General features: G+C 51.5%; 17 protein-coding genes. 11 read left to right on the forward strand and 6 right to left on the reverse strand.

The features are described 5' to 3' along the window. Positions 1-6: 6 nt before the first annotated feature. A complete protein-coding gene (locus AC1RVX_RS00500) occupies positions 7-1,527 on the reverse strand; it encodes a sigma-54-dependent transcriptional regulator (RefSeq protein WP_493214630.1) in 1,521 nt (506 codons plus the stop codon). Positions 1,528-1,690: 163 nt separating this feature from the next. Between AC1RVX_RS00500 and AC1RVX_RS00505 the strand changes: the two genes are divergently transcribed. The 3 genes from AC1RVX_RS00505 (at position 1,691) to AC1RVX_RS00515 (ending at position 3,805) form a co-directional block, all read left to right on the forward strand. Beyond that, the gene (locus AC1RVX_RS00505) at positions 1,691-2,221 is read left to right on the forward strand and encodes a hypothetical protein (RefSeq protein ID WP_493214631.1); all 531 of its coding nucleotides are present in this window, start codon (positions 1,691-1,693) and stop codon (positions 2,219-2,221) included. A 194-nt stretch (positions 2,222-2,415) separates the two neighbouring features. Beyond that, positions 2,416-2,742, forward strand: a complete 327-nt coding sequence (locus tag AC1RVX_RS00510) for a hypothetical protein (protein ID WP_493214632.1) — start codon at positions 2,416-2,418, stop codon at positions 2,740-2,742. 37 nt (positions 2,743-2,779) lie between these two features. Next, positions 2,780-3,805, forward strand: a complete 1,026-nt coding sequence (locus tag AC1RVX_RS00515) for a hypothetical protein (protein ID WP_493214633.1) — start codon at positions 2,780-2,782, stop codon at positions 3,803-3,805. 3 nt (positions 3,806-3,808) lie between these two features. Here the strand turns inward: AC1RVX_RS00515 and ltaE are convergent, their stop codons facing one another. After that, positions 3,809-4,852: a low-specificity L-threonine aldolase gene (gene ltaE / locus AC1RVX_RS00520; RefSeq protein ID WP_493214634.1), complete on the reverse strand. Its 1,044-nt coding sequence runs from the start codon at positions 4,850-4,852 to the stop codon at positions 3,809-3,811. 211 nt (positions 4,853-5,063) lie between these two features. On the opposite strand from ltaE, the gene AC1RVX_RS00525 reads away from it, so the two are divergent. After that, a complete protein-coding gene (locus AC1RVX_RS00525) occupies positions 5,064-5,765 on the forward strand; it encodes a transglutaminase-like cysteine peptidase (protein WP_493214635.1) in 702 nt (233 codons plus the stop codon). A 51-nt stretch (positions 5,766-5,816) separates the two neighbouring features. On the opposite strand, the gene AC1RVX_RS00530 is transcribed toward AC1RVX_RS00525, so the two are convergent. Further along, entirely contained in the window at positions 5,817-7,772 is a 1,956-nt protein-coding gene (locus AC1RVX_RS00530; RefSeq protein ID WP_493214636.1) for a bifunctional diguanylate cyclase/phosphodiesterase, read from the reverse strand. A 314-nt stretch (positions 7,773-8,086) separates the two neighbouring features. Here AC1RVX_RS00530 and AC1RVX_RS00535 point away from each other — a divergent pair, with 314 nt between their 5' ends. From AC1RVX_RS00535 to AC1RVX_RS00545, 3 genes are all read left to right on the forward strand, one after another. Then, complete coding sequence (locus AC1RVX_RS00535) at positions 8,087-8,392, forward strand: DUF2288 domain-containing protein (protein WP_493214637.1); 306 nt, start codon at positions 8,087-8,089, stop codon at positions 8,390-8,392. A 65-nt stretch (positions 8,393-8,457) separates the two neighbouring features. Further along, positions 8,458-9,081, forward strand: coding sequence for a hypothetical protein (locus AC1RVX_RS00540; protein ID WP_493214638.1), 624 nt, complete (start codon positions 8,458-8,460; stop codon positions 9,079-9,081). Positions 9,082-9,315: 234 nt separating this feature from the next. Then, positions 9,316-10,608, forward strand: coding sequence for a hypothetical protein (locus AC1RVX_RS00545; protein ID WP_493214639.1), 1,293 nt, complete (start codon positions 9,316-9,318; stop codon positions 10,606-10,608). 333 nt (positions 10,609-10,941) lie between these two features. Here the strand turns inward: AC1RVX_RS00545 and AC1RVX_RS00550 are convergent, their stop codons facing one another. From AC1RVX_RS00550 to AC1RVX_RS00560, 3 genes are read right to left on the reverse strand one after another with little or no spacing between them, the layout of a single operon-like run. Beyond that, the gene (locus AC1RVX_RS00550) at positions 10,942-12,528 is read right to left on the reverse strand and encodes an ammonium transporter (protein WP_493214640.1); all 1,587 of its coding nucleotides are present in this window, start codon (positions 12,526-12,528) and stop codon (positions 10,942-10,944) included. 20 nt (positions 12,529-12,548) lie between these two features. Beyond that, on the reverse strand, positions 12,549-12,887 hold the full coding sequence (locus AC1RVX_RS00555) for a P-II family nitrogen regulator (protein WP_110254759.1): 339 nt from the start codon (positions 12,885-12,887) through the stop codon (positions 12,549-12,551). Between the two features lie 15 nt (positions 12,888-12,902). Beyond that, entirely contained in the window at positions 12,903-13,664 is a 762-nt protein-coding gene (locus AC1RVX_RS00560; RefSeq protein WP_493214641.1) for a TorF family putative porin, read from the reverse strand. Between the two features lie 341 nt (positions 13,665-14,005). Between AC1RVX_RS00560 and AC1RVX_RS00565 the strand changes: the two genes are divergently transcribed. From AC1RVX_RS00565 to AC1RVX_RS00580, 4 genes are all read left to right on the forward strand, one after another. Continuing rightward, complete coding sequence (locus tag AC1RVX_RS00565; protein ID WP_422983912.1) at positions 14,006-14,248, forward strand: accessory factor UbiK family protein; 243 nt, start codon at positions 14,006-14,008, stop codon at positions 14,246-14,248. A gap of 17 nt (positions 14,249-14,265) precedes the next feature. Beyond that, on the forward strand, positions 14,266-15,789 hold the full coding sequence (locus tag AC1RVX_RS00570; RefSeq protein WP_493214642.1) for a YifB family Mg chelatase-like AAA ATPase: 1,524 nt from the start codon (positions 14,266-14,268) through the stop codon (positions 15,787-15,789). Between the two features lie 87 nt (positions 15,790-15,876). Continuing rightward, a complete protein-coding gene (locus AC1RVX_RS00575; protein ID WP_493214643.1) occupies positions 15,877-18,126 on the forward strand; it encodes an eCIS core domain-containing protein in 2,250 nt (749 codons plus the stop codon). A 151-nt stretch (positions 18,127-18,277) separates the two neighbouring features. Then, positions 18,278-19,006, forward strand: a complete 729-nt coding sequence (locus AC1RVX_RS00580) for a DUF2076 domain-containing protein (protein WP_493214644.1) — start codon at positions 18,278-18,280, stop codon at positions 19,004-19,006. Positions 19,007-19,350 lie beyond the last annotated feature (344 nt).

Raw genomic sequence — 19,350 nt, forward strand, 5'->3', positions numbered from 1 at the left:
CAAAATCTACCCCCCCACCACCTTCAAATACCGCCGCAACGCCTCACTAGGCGTTTTCAACAACGCGGCGCAAGCCTCAATATCGCCAGCGCTGGTTTCCAGTGTCTGGCGAATTTCTTCCATGGGTATCTGTTCGGCACGGCGTATCTGGCTGTGGTTGTCCAGCAGTTTGTACATGGATGGGCGTGAGATACCCAGCTCTTGTGCGGCACCCTGTATATACCAGTCATTGTTTTCCATGGCGTGCAAAACGTCGTCTTCACTGAGCTCAGTCAATTTTTTACGTGGTATGACAGGCAGCGGGATTTTGCTGTCGGCAGTGATGGTGGCCAGCTCTGCGCCTGCGGATGCGGGTTTGTGGGTGGTTTTGACCAGGCTTGCCAATTGTGGCACTTCGCCCAGTTGCAGGGCCAGCAAGGCGCGGCGCAAGACGTGCGACAGTTGGCGGATATTGCCTGGCCAGTCGTAATTGGCAAATTCGCTGACCAGTGCGACCGGCAGGTTGGTACCCAGCTCATTCGGCATTTTGCTGGTACTGAGCAAATGCAGCAGCAACACGCCTATATCTTCACGCCGGGCACGCAGGGGCGGCAGGTGGATGATGAAGCTTTCCAGGCGGCGCAGCAGGGCCTGGTTGAAGCCTTCGCTATATAAATCCTGGTCCGTCGCGGCGATCAGGCGGGCGCTGGATTTTTGGTCGTTCTGTGCACCCAGTGGCCGGTAGTCGCCGCTTTCCAGCACGCGCAGCAACATGGGTTGGATGCTGGCTGGGGTATTGCCGATTTCATCGAGGAACAGTGTTGCCCCGTCTGCTTCTGCGAACAAACCTTTGCGGGCGTTTTGTGCGCCGGTGTAGGCACCTTTGACGGCTCCAAACAAATCGGCAGCGGCCAGGGCTTCGTTCAATGCGGCCATGTTGACGCTGACCAGTTGTGCGTTAGCGCGTTTGCTATAGGCATGGATGGCACGGGCAGCGATTTCTTTGCCGGTGCCGGTTTCACCCAATAAAAGAACCGGCAGCTCAGTACCGGCGACCTGGCGTATCTGGTCGCGGGCGACAATAGCAGCACTGCCAACGCCGACAAAGCCAAGTGCGGGGTTGTGCTTGGGCAGGCAACGCATCCAGTGCAGGCAGATCAGCACGGCGCGGCCCAGGCCAAGGATGACGCCTGATTCTATCTGCTCACGACTCATTGCCACCGGAGCGGTGATTTCTGTTCCATTGACTTCGACCACCATGCGGCTGGCGGGCGGAGTGATGACGATGCCGTCATCGCTGTCGCGTGTTACCCGTACCGGGTCGCGCGAGATACCACCATAACCAAGTGGCAGGCCTTCTTTGGCGGGATGTCGGAACAAGGGTAAAAAACGGTTGATTTCAAGCAAGCCATTTGGGTTGCTGGCAATAAACTGCTCGCCTATACGCTGACTATCCGGATGCCAGACGATGGTTAAGCCCAGCAAGGCTGAGGCATTGTCAGACAGCCTGGACAGGGGCGAGGTCAGCGTGTAATCAATATCGGTCATTGTGTGTACTGCGTATGTAAAGCACCAATGTAAATTTGTGCGCTTGACATGTCAACCTGCAATCACAAATACCTGCTCTCATAGTGGTGGGCAGCTGGCACGGCGCTTGCAATTATCACCACATACGGCAGGCGATGAAGGCCTGTAATTTGGGAGAGAGAAAATGTTACCAACCGAAATCATATGTATTTTGTCGAATGTATTGTTGTTTATCCTGTTAAGCAGAATGACGCTGAAGGCCAGGCTGGCCCGCAAGATTGCCATGCGTTTGCTGATGGATGATGTGTATTACCACGAAACCCGCAGCGCCCTGATACAAAAGAATATAGAGCGTGCCCCCCACTACCTTGGCCGCACCCGGATCAGCGCAGGCACTGTCGCCATGTGTCTGCCTACCCATGACCCAAAGGCGGCCTGGACAGCAGCTATCCATACTTCAACCCGCATACGCATGCGGCAACAGCCTGAACCAGCACCTTCCATCATGGAAAAGCCTTACCTGTGGGCCACTACCTGGGCATCGAAGGACCAGGCCTGGTCAACCACGATAGGTCTGGTACGGGATGAAGAAAAAACCGCCCGCCCAGCCCCCACTGTCAGCAAGCGTGTCGCTAAAAAACCGCTTAAGCAGAGCAAGAGCGCATCGGACCTGTTGAATCTGGGAATGCTGCAGCAAGCCGTTGCCTGTGACTGATTTTTACATGTAGCAGAAAGCCGCATTGACATGTAAATAGCAGCTTTTTACGTAGCAACAAGCGTAAATCAGACCCAAACACCGCCGCAACACCGTTTTTTTGCTGGCACGGATTTTGACTATGTTCAGTAAAGTCGCCAGCCGACCTTGCTTACGGATTAGCGAAAGCCTTAACTTAGAAAGAGGAGCCAGACATGAAATTCGCACAGGAAATCACGACTGCAGACACGCTCTTGAAAACGGATACTTACGGCGACTTTGCCAGTTTCCAGGACCGCTTGCCGCCCTTGCTCCGGCTGCAGGCCCATTTGTTTGGACAACATACGCCAAACGATGATGAAAACACGGTGGATAACGCCAAACTGCGCGAGCTATTTGGCGACACGCAAACCCGTTTCGACAGAAGAAAAACTGACCGTCGCCAGGACCAGTCGCGTATTTTGCAAAACAGCCGTGTCAGCAGTGACAGACGCAGGAAAAATGATGGCAGTGTAGAAGTCAAGTCAGACGCATTAACCTAACCCAGCTATCAGGCGCAAGCCAGGCAAAGGATCAATCATGAGAAAATCAGACAGGGATATCGCCATACCCGAAGCCAGGAAGCCCTTTAATTTTTATAAGGAAGAAGCTGGTTTTCAATGGGTAAAAATTCCCGGCGTGGTGATGCATGATGAAGCCAACTGGGCGCAAGAGGTGTGCCGCAAAACCTGCATGACGCTGGCCGAAGCCAAGGCATTTGCCGCAGGCAATGATCGCATCACTTTCTTTTTTTATGTCAAGCATTTCACGATACTGGCAAAGCAGCAAATTTTGCATGCTGGTGACGTGGTATTTTTTTCTGGCAAACCAGTCCTGGGTACCGAGACCGGTGCCGATGTATATGAAAAGCCTGCACCCAAGGGGCGCATCGTCAGCCTTTGCGCGCCACAGGGCAATGGATGGATTTCTTTGCAGGCCAGCATACAGGTACCATTTGTTGGTTGCGACAAAGGAGTAGTATTCATTTGGCCCGGTCTGCAGCCAGGTGGTGACCATTTTGCCCCAGTAGGACGTGGGGTATTGCAACCGGTACTGACTTACTGCAGCGCGCAAAATACCTCATGCGCCCCCAACCCGACACAATTGCCAGAAACAGGCTGGTGGATTTCTGGCCAGTACGTGAATACGGAAAATGCCGACAGCCCCGTGTTCGGCTGTTTTGGTGGCCCACGCATGGCGGTCAGGCCAGGTGACATCCTGACCTGTCATATCGCCTATGATGCGGAAACAAGGACCTGGACCCAGAGCATACTGAACACAGCCAACAAGATCAGCGTCACTTTCCCCATGCAGTTGACGGACAAGGACGGGCAGACGCAAGAACAGAATATTGCCTACTTTTGCCTGGAGAATCCGGGCCAGGCAGCACTTAGCCAAAGCGTCAGCCTGTTTAATATCTTGGCCCAAGTCGCACATCCACAAAACAATCTTGGGCAAGACCTGGCCAGTATGCCTTGTGTCGAAAACCTGGCTTTAAGCGATGATCAAAAGACTGTCAGCATTGACCGCATTATTATTTACAGCCCGATTTTTAATACGGATTGAGATTTATTCACTTGCCGCTTTCCAAGTTTCAAAATAAGTCTGGAAAGCAGTAATCACATCATCAATGTCTGCACCGGTAATATCCAGATGGGTGACCATGCGCATATGCGGGGTGACGCGGGCGCGAATGCCATGATCCAGCAAATGCTTTTCCAAACCAGCGCACGCTGCAGCCGGTATTTCGGCATACAGGATATTGGTTTGTGGTGTCTGTACCTGTATGGCAGCTATTTGCTGCAAGCCTTTGGCCAGACGTTCTGCATGGGCATGGTCTTCGGCCAGACGCTGGATATTATTTTCCAGCGCATACAAACCTGCAGCGGCCAGGCTGCCTGCCTGACGCATGCCACCACCCAGCATCTTGCGCCAACGCAGCGCGCTTTTGATGAATTTTTTGTCGCCGCATAATACTGAACCGACCGGCGCACCCAGGCCCTTGGAAAGACAAACGGAAACGCTGTCAAAACCAGTCACTGCCTCGTTCAGTTCTACACCCAGTTTGACAGCGGCATTGCAGATACGTGCGCCATCCAGGTGACTCGCCAGGCCACGTTCATGGGCCAGGCTGGTAGCTGCCTGTACATAGGCTGGTGGCAGCACGCGGCCACCGATGGTGTTTTCCAGTGCCAGCAAGCGACTGCGGGCAAAATGGAAATCATCTGGTTTGATGGCGGCGGCTATATCACCAAGGGCGATGCTGCCATCTGCCTGATTGGTCAAGGGCTGCGGCTGTATGCTGCCCAACACTGCGGCACCACCACCTTCGTATTTGTAAGTATGCGCGTCCTGGCCGACGATATATTCGTCACCCCGCCCGCAATGGACCAGCAAGGCCAGCAGATTGGTTTGTGTACCGGATGGGGCAAACAGTGCCGCTTCATAGCCAAATAGTTCAGCAGCACAGGCTTGCAGACGGTTCACCGTAGGGTCATCACCATACACATCATCACCCACTTCAGCGGTATGCATGGCAGCACGCATGGCACTGGTGGGACGGGTAACGGTATCGCTGCGTAAGTCGATGCGGGCAGGTGGTCTGAGGGACATGGGGTTTCCTTTTTACTATCTGGATTGCGTATTTGAAATACCGGAATCACTAATTGTATGCTGTTTAACCATGTTTATATGTGTGATTGCTATGAAGCCATTACCATAAGCAGATACACTAACAGGCAAAGGATTTATGCAATGTAGCTCTTGGCACGGGCGATAATGTGTTTATTCTGATTCACTATTCAGTTGCCCGGATCACTTGCACATGCGAAGTACGGTAGCAAAAATTACCCTTGTTTTCAGTGTCTTGCTTGTCTTCGCCAGCCCCGGTGCACTTTCCGGCCTGGTGGATTTTTCGCATGGTTTGCTGGAATCGATGAACAAGCGCTTCGGTGCCGAGGGGCCACGTCGTCTGGCGCAAATGCAAAATACGGTACGCAAGATCAGCGCTGCAGCAGGCAAGGACTTTGCCAAAAACATTGCGACTTCCAGCGATGGAAAATATGAAATGCCCGTGCTGCGCCAGGTGAATGACTTTTATAATCGTGTACCCTATGCCAGCGATCAGGAACACTGGGGCGTTGCTGATTATTGGGCGACCCCGGCAGAATTTGTCGCATCATGGGGTGGTGACTGTGAAGATTATGCCATCGCTAAATACATGACGCTGAAAGACCTGGGGGTGCCAGTGGAAAGATTGCGCATCACCTATGTCAGAGCAATCCACATTGGCGAAACCCATATGGTGCTGGCGTATTACCCCACGCCGACGGCTGAACCCTGGATCATGGATAACCTGGTGGATGAAATTCAACTGGCATCGGCCCGCAGTGATCTGGTGCCTGTGTATAGTTTCAATGATGAAGACCTGTGGCTGGCCAGCGGCAACACCCGCAAGGGTGGCGCATCGACGGTGCGTTTATGGAAAGACGTGATAGACAAGATGGAAAAAGAAAAGCGCATGTAAGCTATCTCAGGCACCTGCGCTTTTCTGTTTTCAGTTATGAGGTCAACAGGTCTAAGATTTTTCCGTCACTATTTTTTCTGGCACACCAAAGTAAAAACCCTGACCACAATCGATCTGGTCTGCCAATAACAATTGCAGTGATTCTTCGCTTTCCACATTTTGCGCTATCAGCGGTATCCCCATGGACTGGGCAAATTTGACGATGGCACGCAGGTGGGCGTGGCTGCTTTCGTTGCTGACAATCTGCTGTATCAAACCGCCATCGAGCTTGATATAGTCAGGTGGTATTTCGCGGATGACATTCAGTGAATGCGGGTCCAGGCCAAAGTGATCCACACCAAAGCGGATGCCGGCATCGTGCAGCAAGCTCACAAATTTTTTGGTGACTGCGTGATCTCTGGCACAACCATATTCACTCATTTCCACCGACAGGCGACCTGACAGCTCTGGTGAAAATTTCAACCGTGCCAGCAGCCAGTCACAAAAATCCTGACTCTCCATCGATTGCAACGAGACATTCACCGCAATATGCTTGAATGCCGGGTTGGGCGTCAGCAGCATGTCGATGATCAAGGTGATGACGGCCTGATCAATTTCTGGCATCAGTTGGTGGCGCAGGGCCATGGGTAAAAATTTATTCGCCGGTACCAGATTGCCGTGGGTATCCAGCAGACGGGAAAACACTTCATGGTGTACCAGTTGGCGCAATTGCAAACGCATGACGGGTTGGGCAAACAACACCCAGCGGTTTTCTGCCAGCGCATTACGGATCAGCATGCGCCAGCCATGTGAACCGGCGATATGGGTTTCGCTTTCTTCCAAACGGACGACATGGATTTGACCGGTGCCAGACTGGCGCATGGTTTCTATGGCCAGATCTGCCCGCGAAAAAATATCGGTTCGATTATGGGCAAGCCCAAATACGACCGCCCCTGCCGCCAGGCTGACCTGCCTGGATGCGCGTAGCAATACCTGGTTCAGCCTGTATTGCAACACGTCGACCAGTTGGCTGATGCCTTTCTCATCGATATCGATGCAAACTGCGGCAATCGAAGTGCCGCCTATGCGACCCAGTATGCTCGAATATTTGCTGACGACTTCACGTACCACGGTGGACACGTCGGCCAACAAGGTGTCTCCCTGCTGATAACCATATTGATGATTGAATTCTTTAAGCCCATCGAATTCAAGTACAAAAATCACCGCAGTATCGAAGCGGCCATCTTCTGATAGCAGATGATTGAAACGCAGATCGAAACCATGGCGGTTTTCCAGGCCGCTGATCTTGTCGATAAAGGCTTCACGCCGATAGGTTTCAGCTTTGGCAATTTCTTCATCAAGCAAGGCAGAAATGCGGTCTGACATATGATTCATGGCGACTACCACGCGCTGCAATTCACGCGCCTGTGGCAAAACATCGATATGCAGAAAACGTTTTTCCTGCACGGCGATGGCGACTTCTTCAATTTTTTCCAACGGACTGAGGATGATTCTCAGCAGCAGTACGGTCAGTCCCCAGACAATCAGGTACATGACCAGCATCCACAGTGCTGTATCTTTCATGGAACGCCACAGGTATTCATAGGCATAGGCCGGGTGACTGATGACGACGACCTTGCCCAACTGACGCCAGCCGGAAGAGATGAACGCTTCCCCAGGCGGAGTCTGCAAATCGAATAGCACCGGCATCCAGGTTGGTACTTTTTCTTTATTGACTGGGAGTTCTTTGCTGATGATGGCCTTGCCGGTTGGGTCCAGCACTGCTATTTTTTTGTAATAGCCGCGATCGAACAAGGTCGTGATCTGTATGTCTGCCAGAGTCTGGTCATTTTTTGCCATCGCATCTTCGAGCGGTCGAGACAAGGCGGTTGCCGCATCTTGCGCATGGGATGCCAGTTGTTGTTGCAGATAATCCCTGGTAGTCAGTACCGATAAAACCTGCAAGCCTATGAACACGGCAAAAAATATGACCGAAATTGCAAGAAGTAATTGTCGCCTTAATGTCATGTTGTCTCTTTTGGCATGGATCAAAATTTTCCGTGAAATAGCTTTACTTCATCTTGACCTGTTTTTTTACAAAAAGAACAAGAAAATAGCATTCCCTGCCAATTTGTTTTAATCAAATTGCAGATTTACTTGCAACGCAAATATTAACTGAATCGAAGCTAAACATCGCCGTATTTCCGTCGTCACAAACGGCAAAGCAGATCATCAGCGCAAAGCAACACGCCAGCTTATGATCATGCTTGGGTAAAATACGCTTTTTCAGTATTGTTTGCTGCACGCACGAAGCAACAGACTTTTCATTCAAGCCATTATTTATGTCAAACACCGATATTTTGCGCACGAAAATCAATCTGGAAACCGCCAGCTTTCCCTGGAGTGAGCTGTTACGCCACTTCGCTGGCGGCACCGTGCTGGTGGTGGCGGGTGACCAGGACCTGGTCGAAGTGGCCCTGCATATGGCAGAAGACCAGGCAGAACAGATTGCCGCCCTGCTTAATAGCGGGCAACTGGCCAGGGTCAGTGATGAGCAGGCCAAAGAATGGCTGGAACAGGACAGGCAGCTGTGGACCGTGGTGGTCAAACCCTGGATATTGGTACAGCACCGCGCTGACAGGGTATAGGGTACGATGAACTTTTAGCAAGCTCACCTTGTCTGAACCATCGTCCATTCAAGCAAAGGAGCATTATGCAATTTTTAACAGCATCAGCAAAACCCCGGTCCAGCCATGCGCTGACGGTGCTGTTGATCACGCTGTTGCACTTAGCATTATGGCAAATAATTCGCCATCCGACCTTATCTGGGAGGGCATCGGCCAGAGATGACGTGGTTCTTTATCTGAATGTGCTGAACATTATGTCTCCACGTCCCACGCCACCAGTTACGGACACCCCACCAGTCCGGATTGTCACTAGTGTCACTCCCACCAAGCCAGTTGCAGTACGTAATGCCAGACAAACACCACTGACCAGGATACCGTTGACTGCCGGGCCAACAGAAAACCCAGTCACCATGTCAGCCCCGAATGCCGGGGCTGACAATAACATTGCTGGCAACAATGACAATGCCCCCAGTCTTGACCTGAATGCCTTGCGTAGTTCTGCTGTGGCACTGGAGCGTCAGCGCAAACCTGCAGAAATTGAACAGATGCAAGCCAGCCACTGGCGTAGCAATACTCTGGAAAAGCGCCTGGGTGAAGGTACCAAAAGAGCAGAAAAAAAGGAATGCCTGAAAGCCTTTTCCGGCCTGGGTTTACTGGCTGTCATCCCACTGGCGGTGAGCGCAGTTGCAGACACAGGGTGCAAATGGTAATGCTGGCCGATGCTCGGCTATAATGCGAAATTCCGCAGCTTCACTGTGAACGGGATTTGAACGGAAAAGGACTGATGCAAAAGACTTTCCGGCATGAATTGGCGACAAGGCAGCGCATTACGGCTGCTTGCAGAGACGGTGCCAGCCTGCCATTTTGCCTGGTCCTGGGCAGGCATTTCATTGTGTCGTGCTTATCCTGATGCGGCAATTTTCAATTTTTTATCTGGATCATTCATGAAAAAAATCTCTTACCTGTTCGCCGCCATGATGCTGGCAGCATTCGGCTCTGGCTTCTCTACTGTGACCGCTGACACTGCACATGCCCAAGCTGCAGAGCCTGCTGATCCAACCAAGCAGCAAACCGTACGTGCAGAAATGGGCAAGCCGCTCAATGAGATTCAGGAATTGCTGAACGCCAAGCAATATCCGCAGGCATTGGAAAAAATCAATGCACTCGATGCGCTGGAAAAGAAAACGCCCTATGAGACGTTTGCCATCCATCGTTTGCGCGCCGTGGTTGCTTCCGGCACCAATGATTCGACCATGATGGCCACGTCGTTCGAGAACATGATCAATACCGATTTTCTGAAAGAACCAGAAAAACTGCGCCTGATCGAAGCCATGGCCGGCACCATGTTCAATGAAAAGAAATACGAACAGTCCAGGGTCTGGGCCAATCGTTATCTGGCGAAAGAGCCAGGCAACCAAAGTATGAACAATCTGGTTGCCCGCTCCTACTACCTGCAAAATGATTTCGCCAACACTATCAAAGTGCTGAACACCCAACTAGCTGAAGATGACAAAGCCAAACGTACCCCTACCCAGGAAAACCTGCGTTTGCTGGGCGGTGCCTACCAACAGTTAAAAGACAACAACGGCTATGCGATGGTGCTGGAACGCCTGCTGGCCAGCTATCCGCAAAAAGAATACTGGAGTGACTTGCTTTACCGTATCGAAAAAAGGCCTGGTTTCGCAGAGCGCCTGCGTCTGGACATGTACCGCTTGCTGCTGATCACAGATAATCTGGACGACGCCTCACAATACGTAGAAATGGCAGAACTGGCCTTGCTGGCTGGCTTGCCTGCAGAAGCCAAGAAAGCCGTGGATGCGGGCTATGCCGCCAATCTCCTGGGTGTTGGCAAAGAAGGGGCCAAGCACAAGCAATTGCGTGACCGTGTCTACAAACAGGCGGCTGATGATATCAAAAACCTGGACGCAGGCGAAGCTGCCGCAAAATCGGCAAAAACAGGTATTGGTATGCTCAACATAGGCTACAACTATGTCATTAATGGTCAGCAAGAAAAGGGGCTCGCCCTGATGGAGCAAGGTCTTGCAAAAGGCGGCCTGAAGTCTGTTGACGAAGGCAAACTGCATTTGGGCATGGCCTATCTGCAAGCTAAAAACCGTGAGAAAGCAGCAGAAATCTTTAAATCCATACAAAGTACAGACGGCGCAGCCGATTTGGGTCGTTTGTGGCTGCTGGTACCACAAGACGGCAGTAAACCTGCTGCTGCACCGGCCAAGTAACCAGTCATCGGTGGCTATGGCTGTCATGCAGCCAAAGAAAAACGCGCAATCCGCAAGGATCAGCGCGTTTTTTTACACATGTCGCATCTGCAAAACAGAAGCAGTGATACAACAAAGTTACAGCATTGCCTGCTGTAGTAATGATAAGGCCACTGCAAAATCAAGGTAAGCCAGCAACGCCGTCCACGCTGTCTCACACAGTCTCTTAATAAAAAAAGGCTGCTCTGCGGTTAGCAGAACAGCCTGTTAAATTCAGTACTGCGAGCTCTGATTACGGTACTGACACACCTTTGGAAACTGTTACATTTTCAAATTGATTTTTATTTGTAGTGATTAAGAGTGATAAGCAGATTCACCATGGCTGGTGATATCCAGACCTTCACGTTCTTCATCTTCTGGTACACGCAAGCCAATCACCAGATCAACCAGTTTGTAAGCTACCAGGGAGACAATGCCTGACCACAGGATCGTGACGCCAACAGCAGTTGCCTGTGTCGTGACCTGACCCAGGATGTCGTAAGGATCTGCAGACATTTTGTTGGTGACATAATCAAAAATGCCCTGACCGCCGAGGGATGGAGCAGCAAACACACCAGTCAACAAGGCACCCAGGATACCGCCAACGCCGTGTACACCAAATACGTCGAGGGAATCATCTGCCCCCAGCATGCGTTTCAGACCATTCACACCCCACAGACAGATGATACCTGCCAGCAGACCGATGATCAGCGCACCCATAGGGCCAACGAAACCGCAAGCTGGCGTAATCGCTACCAGACCTGCTACCGCACCGGATGCGCCACCCAGCATGGAAGGTTTGCCTTTGGACATCCATTCACCAAATACCCATGAAACGGTAGCTGCTGCTGTTGCCAGCAAGGTGTTGACGAATGCCAGTGCGGCTACGTCGGCTGCTTCCAGCGCGGAACCTGCATTGAAACCAAACCAGCCGACCCACAACAGGGATGCGCCAATCATCGTCATGGTCAGGGAGTGTGGAGCCATCGATTCTTTACCGTAGCCAACACGCTTACCAATCAGATAGGCACCCACCAGACCGGCGACCGCTGCATTGATATGAACAACTGTACCACCTGCAAAATCGAGTGCGCCTTTTTGTTGCAGGAATCCGCCTTTAACCAATTCAGTTGCCGCTGTAGCTGCATCTTTGATGGTATCTGGACCTGTCCAGAACCAGACCATGTGAGCAATGGGCAGGTAGCTGAATGTGAACCACAAGACCACGAACAACAGGACTGCAGTGAATTTTGCACGTTCAGCAAATGCACCGATGATCAAGCCGCAAGTGATGGCTGCAAATGTCGCCTGGAAGGCCACATACGCAAATTCAGGAATGACTACGCCTTTGCTGAATGTCGCTGCCGTCGCAAATGTTGCCTTGGCCGGATCCCATATCCCTTTCAGGAACAGGCGATCAAACGAACCAATAAACTTGCCACCTTCAGTGAATGCCAGTGAGTAACCGTAGATACACCACAACACAATGATCACTGCGAAGATCATGAAGACCTGCATCAGGATGGACAACATGTTTTTGGAACGAACCAGGCCACCGTAGAACAAAGCCAGGCCAGGTATGGTCATCAAAATGACCAGCAAAGTGGCGACCATCATCCAGGCGGTATCGCCTTTATTAGGTGTAGGTGCCGGTGCAGCCGCAGCGGAAGCTGCAGCCGGGTCGGCAGCAGCCGCTGGCGCAGCTGGTGCCGATGCAGGGGCCGCCACTGCCGAAGCGGCAGGTGCAGACGCTGGTGCTGAAGCGGACGCAGATACTGCGGCGACGGATGCTGCTGCAGCCTCAGGTTTGGCTGGTGCGTCTTCGGCGATTGCCATCGATGCAAAACCCAGACTGACCAGTATGGCTGTCCCTGCCACTACATTTTTTAATAGTTTTTTCATATGAGCTCCCTGGTAGCAGATCAGAGTGCGTCGTTGCCGGTTTCACCGGTACGAATACGCACAACTTGTTGCAAGTCATAGACAAAAATCTTGCCATCGCCGATTTTTCCGGTACGTGCAGCGGTTTCTATCGCTTCGATCGCACGGTCAACAATGGCATCATCCACAGCTGCTTCAATTTTTGTCTTTGGCAGGAAGTCAACGACATACTCTGCGCCACGGTACAGCTCGGTATGGCCTTTTTGACGGCCAAAGCCCTTCACCTCAGTCACGGTGATGCCCTGTACACCAATGGTGGACAGCGCCTCGCGGACTTCATCGAGTTTGAAAGGCTTGATAATTGCAGTAATCAGTTTCATGCTAGCCTCAAATATTTAAAAAGTTTTGACTGCAGACAATACCACCGTGGTTTTGCCTGTGAACTTGCCTGCCGGAGTCACGTATAGTCTCCTGTCTGCATTGGTGCCCAGTGCTGCCAGACCAAAGTTGACGCCGAAAAATTCTTTATTGACGCCAATTTTCCAGTCAGTGTAAGAATAAGCACCGTTGTTTTTGATGATTTGGCGGCCAACATGCAAACCCAGTGTATAGCCTTCTGTCACTTCAACATTCGCACCCAAATCAAGATAACCACTGTTCTTACTATTGACGAAACCGAACAGGTTGGTCACGGAATGCGAATATTTTGCGTACACTGGACCTGTGCCGATCTGACCATAAATTTCAGTTGTGTTGGCGTCAGCAAAACCAGGTACCTTGTTCAGACCATTGGATGGGTATACATAAGACAGTACGCCGACATCATAAGAAACGTCCTTGACGATCTCGCCTTTTTTACCGGCATACAGATCCCATTCGACGTCGCCGCTACCACCAGCATCCTTGGTCCATTTGATGGTTGACAACCAGGTACCAGCGTAAAAACCACTGGGATTGTGTACATAATCAGCGCCGCCTTGCAGTGCTGGATCAAGGCGAGATTGCGAAATGGCACGATAGCGGTATTCACTGACTACGCCAACGTTGAAGCTGACTTCATTATCTGGCTTGGCTTCTTCTGGCTTGGCATCTTCTGCCTGGGCAAAACCACCAAAGAACGACGTAGCAACAGCAGCGGCCAATACTAATTTTTTCATTGCGCTTCCCCCATAGTTGATTAAGATTTGAATCGGATTAAACCTTGTTGCATTCATCGCATACTTGCAGATACCACTGCCATGAACGCCTGAATTTTCTTTTCATATCCCTGTTAGCAGGAGTCGTGCCAACTACGCAATTTTTCAGGCACAGATTGAAATACCTCCGGCAAAACCAATAGCCATCGGGGGCAGATGCGCTATCATTGCCTTATGGGTAAAATGGCAAGCGAAGTGTGCGGCATCAATGCACCAATAAAATGCACTGATTTTTCTGCACAAAATTGATGCATTGAAAAATATGCACCGTTAAAGTGCACATTCAAGATAGAGGATAATAAATGAACAAGCAAAATTTCTTTAGCGACATGCAGGCCAAAGTAAATCAGGTCCTGGAAAATTCTCCCGCAAAAGACCTGGAAAAAAACGTCAAGGCCATGATGAGTCAGGGATTTTCCAAACTCGACCTGGTCACCAGGGAAGAATTTGATATACAGGCACAAGTACTGGCAAAAACACGCGCCAAGCTGGAAGCATTGGAAGCCAGGGTAGCCGCCCTGGAAGCACAACAAAACGACGAATAATCAGGTTCAGCAAACCGATGTCGCTCGCCGTCCTTAAAAGCCGCGCCCTGAATGGTATGGATGCACCACAAGTTACCGTGGAAGTGCATCTGGCCAATGGCCTGCCAGCCTTTACTATCGTCGGTTTGCCAGAAACCGAAGTCAAAGAATCCAAGGACAGGGTCAGGGCTGCGCTGCAAAATGCGCGCTTTGATTTCCCAGCGAAGCGGATTACAGTTAATCTGGCCCCGGCTGACCTGCCTAAAGAATCGGGGCGTTTTGATTTGCCCATTGCGCTGGGCATACTTGCCGCGTCTGGACAAATCCCGGCGGATGCCCTGGATCAGTATGAATTTGCCGGTGAACTTTCACTGTCGGGTGAACTAAGACCCATACGCGGCGCGCTGGCCATGACCTTTGCCATCTGCAAAAGCCAGCAACACAGCAAACAAGTACCAGCCTTTATCCTGCCACGTGCCAATGCTGATGAAGCTGCATTGGTCAGCGATGCAGCCATTTACCCAGCCGATTCATTGTTACAAGTGTGCGCTCACTTCGCCGCGCTGGGTAATGATAGCAAGCTGGTACGCCACCGCGCCCATTCGCAGGTACAGCGTCCACGCTATGCCGACTTTGCTGAAGTCAAAGGGCAATTGCAGGCCAAGCGTGCACTGGAAGTCGCCGCAGCTGGCTCTCACTCAGTCATTATGGTGGGGCCGCCTGGCACCGGTAAATCCATGCTGGCGGCACGCTTTCCCGGTATTTTGCCAACCATGACTGATCAGGAAGCGCTGGAATCGGCCGCCGTACTATCGCTGACATCAGGCTTTGCAATAGAGCGCTGGAAAGCAAGACCTTACCGGGCACCCCATCACACAGCCTCTGCAGTTGCACTGGTTGGAGGTGGTGGCACACCACGTCCGGGTGAAATTTCTCTCGCCCATCGTGGCGTACTCTTCCTCGACGAACTGCCAGAATTTGACAGGAAAGTATTGGAAGTATTGCGGGAACCGCTGGAGTCAGGCCACATTACCATTTCAAGAGCAGCACGACAGGCGGATTTCCCGGCCAGTTTCCAGTTAATAGCAGCGATGAACCCCTGCCCTTGTGGTTATTTTGGCCACAGCAACGGCAAGTGTCGTTGCACGCCGGACAACATCGCCCGCTACCAGGGCAAAATATCCGGCCCCCTGCTTGACCGTATAGACCTGCAAATACAGGTCGGTGCCCTGCCCCATGCTGATTTATTGAAACAGGCTAACGGTGAGGCCAGCGAGCATATCCACGCCCGGGTTGAGAGCGCATTTGCTCACCAGCAGCAGCGCCAGGGTAAAGCCAATAACCTGCTGTCCACCACTGAAATAGACGAATACTGCCGCCCCGACAGCGGTGCCGAACAGTTACTGCGCAATGCCATGAACAAGTTTAGTTGGTCTGCCCGCGCCTATCACCGCGTATTAAAAGTCGCCCGTACCATTGCCGACCTGGCGGGTGTCAGGCAAATAGCGGCAGCACATGTAGCTGAAGCCATACAGTATCGACGGGCTTTGAGAGAGCATTAAAAACATGGTGAGCGTATTTCATCAACAGGGGAACATGCATCTACCCTCTGTTGATGAAATGCGCTGGAATGCCCCCTGCTATTCCACATGAAAGGCGTGGCCGTGGCTGAATCCAGTTTTCAAAACAAGGCTGCTCCCGCAACAGCGGAAGCCAGGACGGGCTTGGCGGCAGAAAACAGCTTGCAAGACAATCAAAGTCTGGCAGCAAGAGGAAATTCCGTACCCAATCTCGCCTCCAATCCATACATCGCTGGCACAAATACCGCACAACTTGTCGATCAACGTCCGGTAGCCAGGCAACTCAATGCCTACAGCGACATGGCGCAAAACAGCCAGCGCGCTACCCAGCTCAAGGCCATGCAGACAATGATGGCAAACAGCGCGGGCGCAGTACAACTCAAGACCATGCAGGCGATGCTGGATGGCCGTGAAAGCACAGACGAGCCCTTGCAAGCCAGGCTGGCTGGCGAAGGTACGGCACAACGGGTAGAGCAAAGCGAGCCCAGAGCAAATAACGCCGGCTTGCCCATTCAATTAAAGGCAGGCATAGAATCGCTTTCCGGCATGAGCATGGATCACGTGCAGGTCAACTATAACTCGGACAAACCCGCGCAGTTGAACGCCCATGCCTATGCCCAGGGCAGCGACATCCATGTCGCCCCCGGTCAGGAACAGCATTTGCCGCACGAGGCCTGGCATGTTGTACAGCAGGCGCAGGGCCGGGTCAGGCCAACTGTGCAAATGAAGGTCGGGGTGCCGGTGAATGATGATGCAGGTCTAGAAGCTGAGGCCGATGTGATGGGACAAAAAGCGCTCGGTGTGGGGGCGAGCGTGCAAAGAGCAGGCATTGCAAGTGCAGCCGGCGATCCGAATCATAACCGGCAAAACGGCATGGCTTCCATTCAGCGCAAGACGTATCTGGCCAATGAAGATCAAAATATTTACGAAGATGACAAGCTGGGTACGGAATTAACTTACCTGGGTGATATGGGTGATTCACCCAAATTGCCGCTGTTTATGGATTACGCCCGCTATCAAACACTGGCCGATAGACTGCTCCAGCAATTCAAGGGTGCATTCTCAAACCCGTACTCAGGTATTCACAAGCTGGTACGCGAAGGCAAAAACGGGCCTGACACGGCACTTTGGGGGGACGCCTTGAGCAAGTTCTCCCGTGGTGTCATGGAATTGATTGTCAACAGCAAAGAAGAATTACCGAAATTTCTCAAAGAAGTCGGGGAAGTGTATGTTGAAGACACCGATGGCGTACTGAAGACACTCAAAGTTGAAGACTACCTTGTGGTAATACAGGCCCGTCTCACAGGTGCATTGGCAAATGGGCCACTGTACCGCAACGTGGGTGGGGGCTCACGCAATCCGCCAGCAGAAGGAATGTTTTTTACCAATAATAAGTCGATTACCCGGGATGGCATACTGGAGGCCATAGGGGTGACAAAGGAAGATGTCGGCAAATACGATAAGGTCAAAATTGAATATGTCGGCGACTATGACAAGGCAAAGCAGGAAATATTGAAGCTTGGCGGACACGTCTGGGAAGATGGTCTTTCTCACTTACTCTATTTATCCACCGCAAAACTGATGCGCTCAAAAAATGCACGCTTTACAGCTGCCGGGGTAAGCTATTCAGAAAAATTCAGTGAACTGACATTAGATCTGACTGACAAGAAAAGATTGGAAGACTCTTTCAAAACCCTTGGTGCACCAGTGAATAAAGGATGGCAAGCAGGTACAGTACTGTCCAAGACTGATCGCGGAGATGGTCAGGCGAAGGCGATGAGCAACTGGAACGCACTCGGCGTAGCAGCTTATTCAAACGCGATATTGGGAACCAGTTACCCTCTGGCCCAAAATTGGGAATGGTTACACCTGCAAGGTGCGCAGATTGGCGGTGTCACCGATTCCACCAATCTGGTTGCCGGTACGTTTTCAACCAATTCTGAAATGATACCGCACGAAAACCGTATTGCGCACTGGGCGAACCAAGGCCCCAAAAAAATGAAAGTACGTTTCTCATCCGATCGGGGGAACGGCGTACTTTCACAATGGATTAAAATTGACATTGCGGCAGAAAATCATCCCGAATTGGGGACCGTCAGCGAATCGGATCCCCTAAGTATCGGCTTTAATGCACATTCCGCCGCCGTCGCTGATCGTCTTACAGCGAAACTGCAAGAATTTCAACAGAAAAACAAAAAAGAAAGCCTGCAGCCCCCTTTGATAGAGGAAGAAGAATATCCGGACCTTGCAGATATCGGCAACAAAACTTCTTCGGATATGAACGATGTCGATATGAATATTGGCAAAGAACATTCATGAAACAAATGACATCCAGTAACTTTTTTGGACCAGGCCTGTATCACACACAGTAGCTATATTTGCTTTGCGGGGATGAAGCCACTTGCTGAAGCATTGAATTCCCCATCTACGTAACCAGATAGGGAATAGTTAGCTACATCAGGAGATGGCCATGTCCCCGCAGGAAACCCAGGTTTTACAGAATTTTCTTGATCAGTTGGTGAAAGTGCAAGGCATCAGCAAGGATGTGCAGGCACAGAGCTTGATTAATGATGCTGTCAGCAAACAACCTGACGCCAGTTATTTGCTGGTGCAAAGGACTTTGCTGCTGGATCAGGCACTGTCGCAGGCAAATAGCCAGATCGCCAGCCTGCAGGCAGAAGTAGGTGAATTGCAGGCGGGCAAGAATAAGGGTTACGGCAATCCTGCCAGCAATTTCCTTGACCCTGCGACCAGTGCCTGGGGTAACAGTTCCAGCAGCCGTCCCTTGCAGTCAGCGACCGCTGCAACGTCGGCCACTGGTGCTCCCTTACCGGGTTATAGCGGCATTCAACCACCACCGTTGCCTGTCAACGCGATGGCGGCGACACCGGCTTCCAGTTTCTTTGGCGGTACTGGCGGCAGCATGCTTGGCACGGTTGCAGCAACGGCTGCAGGCGTGGCGGCAGGTGCATTTTTGTTCCAGGGTATAGAACATTTGATGGGCAACCAGTCACATCAGCAAATGGCTGATAGCGGCAGCGGTGCCGCACAATTGAACCAGAGTGGTAGCGACTTGTTACCTGGCTATTTTGACAAAGCCCCTGAGAGGCATGAAACGCCTGAGGTGCCGACAGTGGATGACACACAATCTGCCAGCCTGACGGATGACTTTGATGATGACATGGCGGATTTCTCCTGAAACCTTGCCGACGACCCACCTCCTCCCTGTCCTCCACTACTTCGCAAGTAACAAAGCTTGCAAATTGATTACGGCGCTGTAACAACTTCGTTGATACAGCGTCGTTCAAAACACCCCTTTTTTCTCTGCCTGACAAGGTTTGAAGTCTTGTTGTTTTTTAAAGATTTTCAGGCATAAGCATGCTGACACTACGTTTGCGGCCAGTGGCCTCGCAGACTTAAGCACATTTCCGGGGAAATTTATCCCAATGGCAACTTTCTACCGAAAGATATCGCCAGATGTGCGTTGTTACAGCGAGTTACCAATTTTCCTTAAAATTTTGTATTTCAGGTATCCCAATGCTG

This window comes from Undibacterium sp. GW821-FHT11B02 (assembly GCF_058808955.1).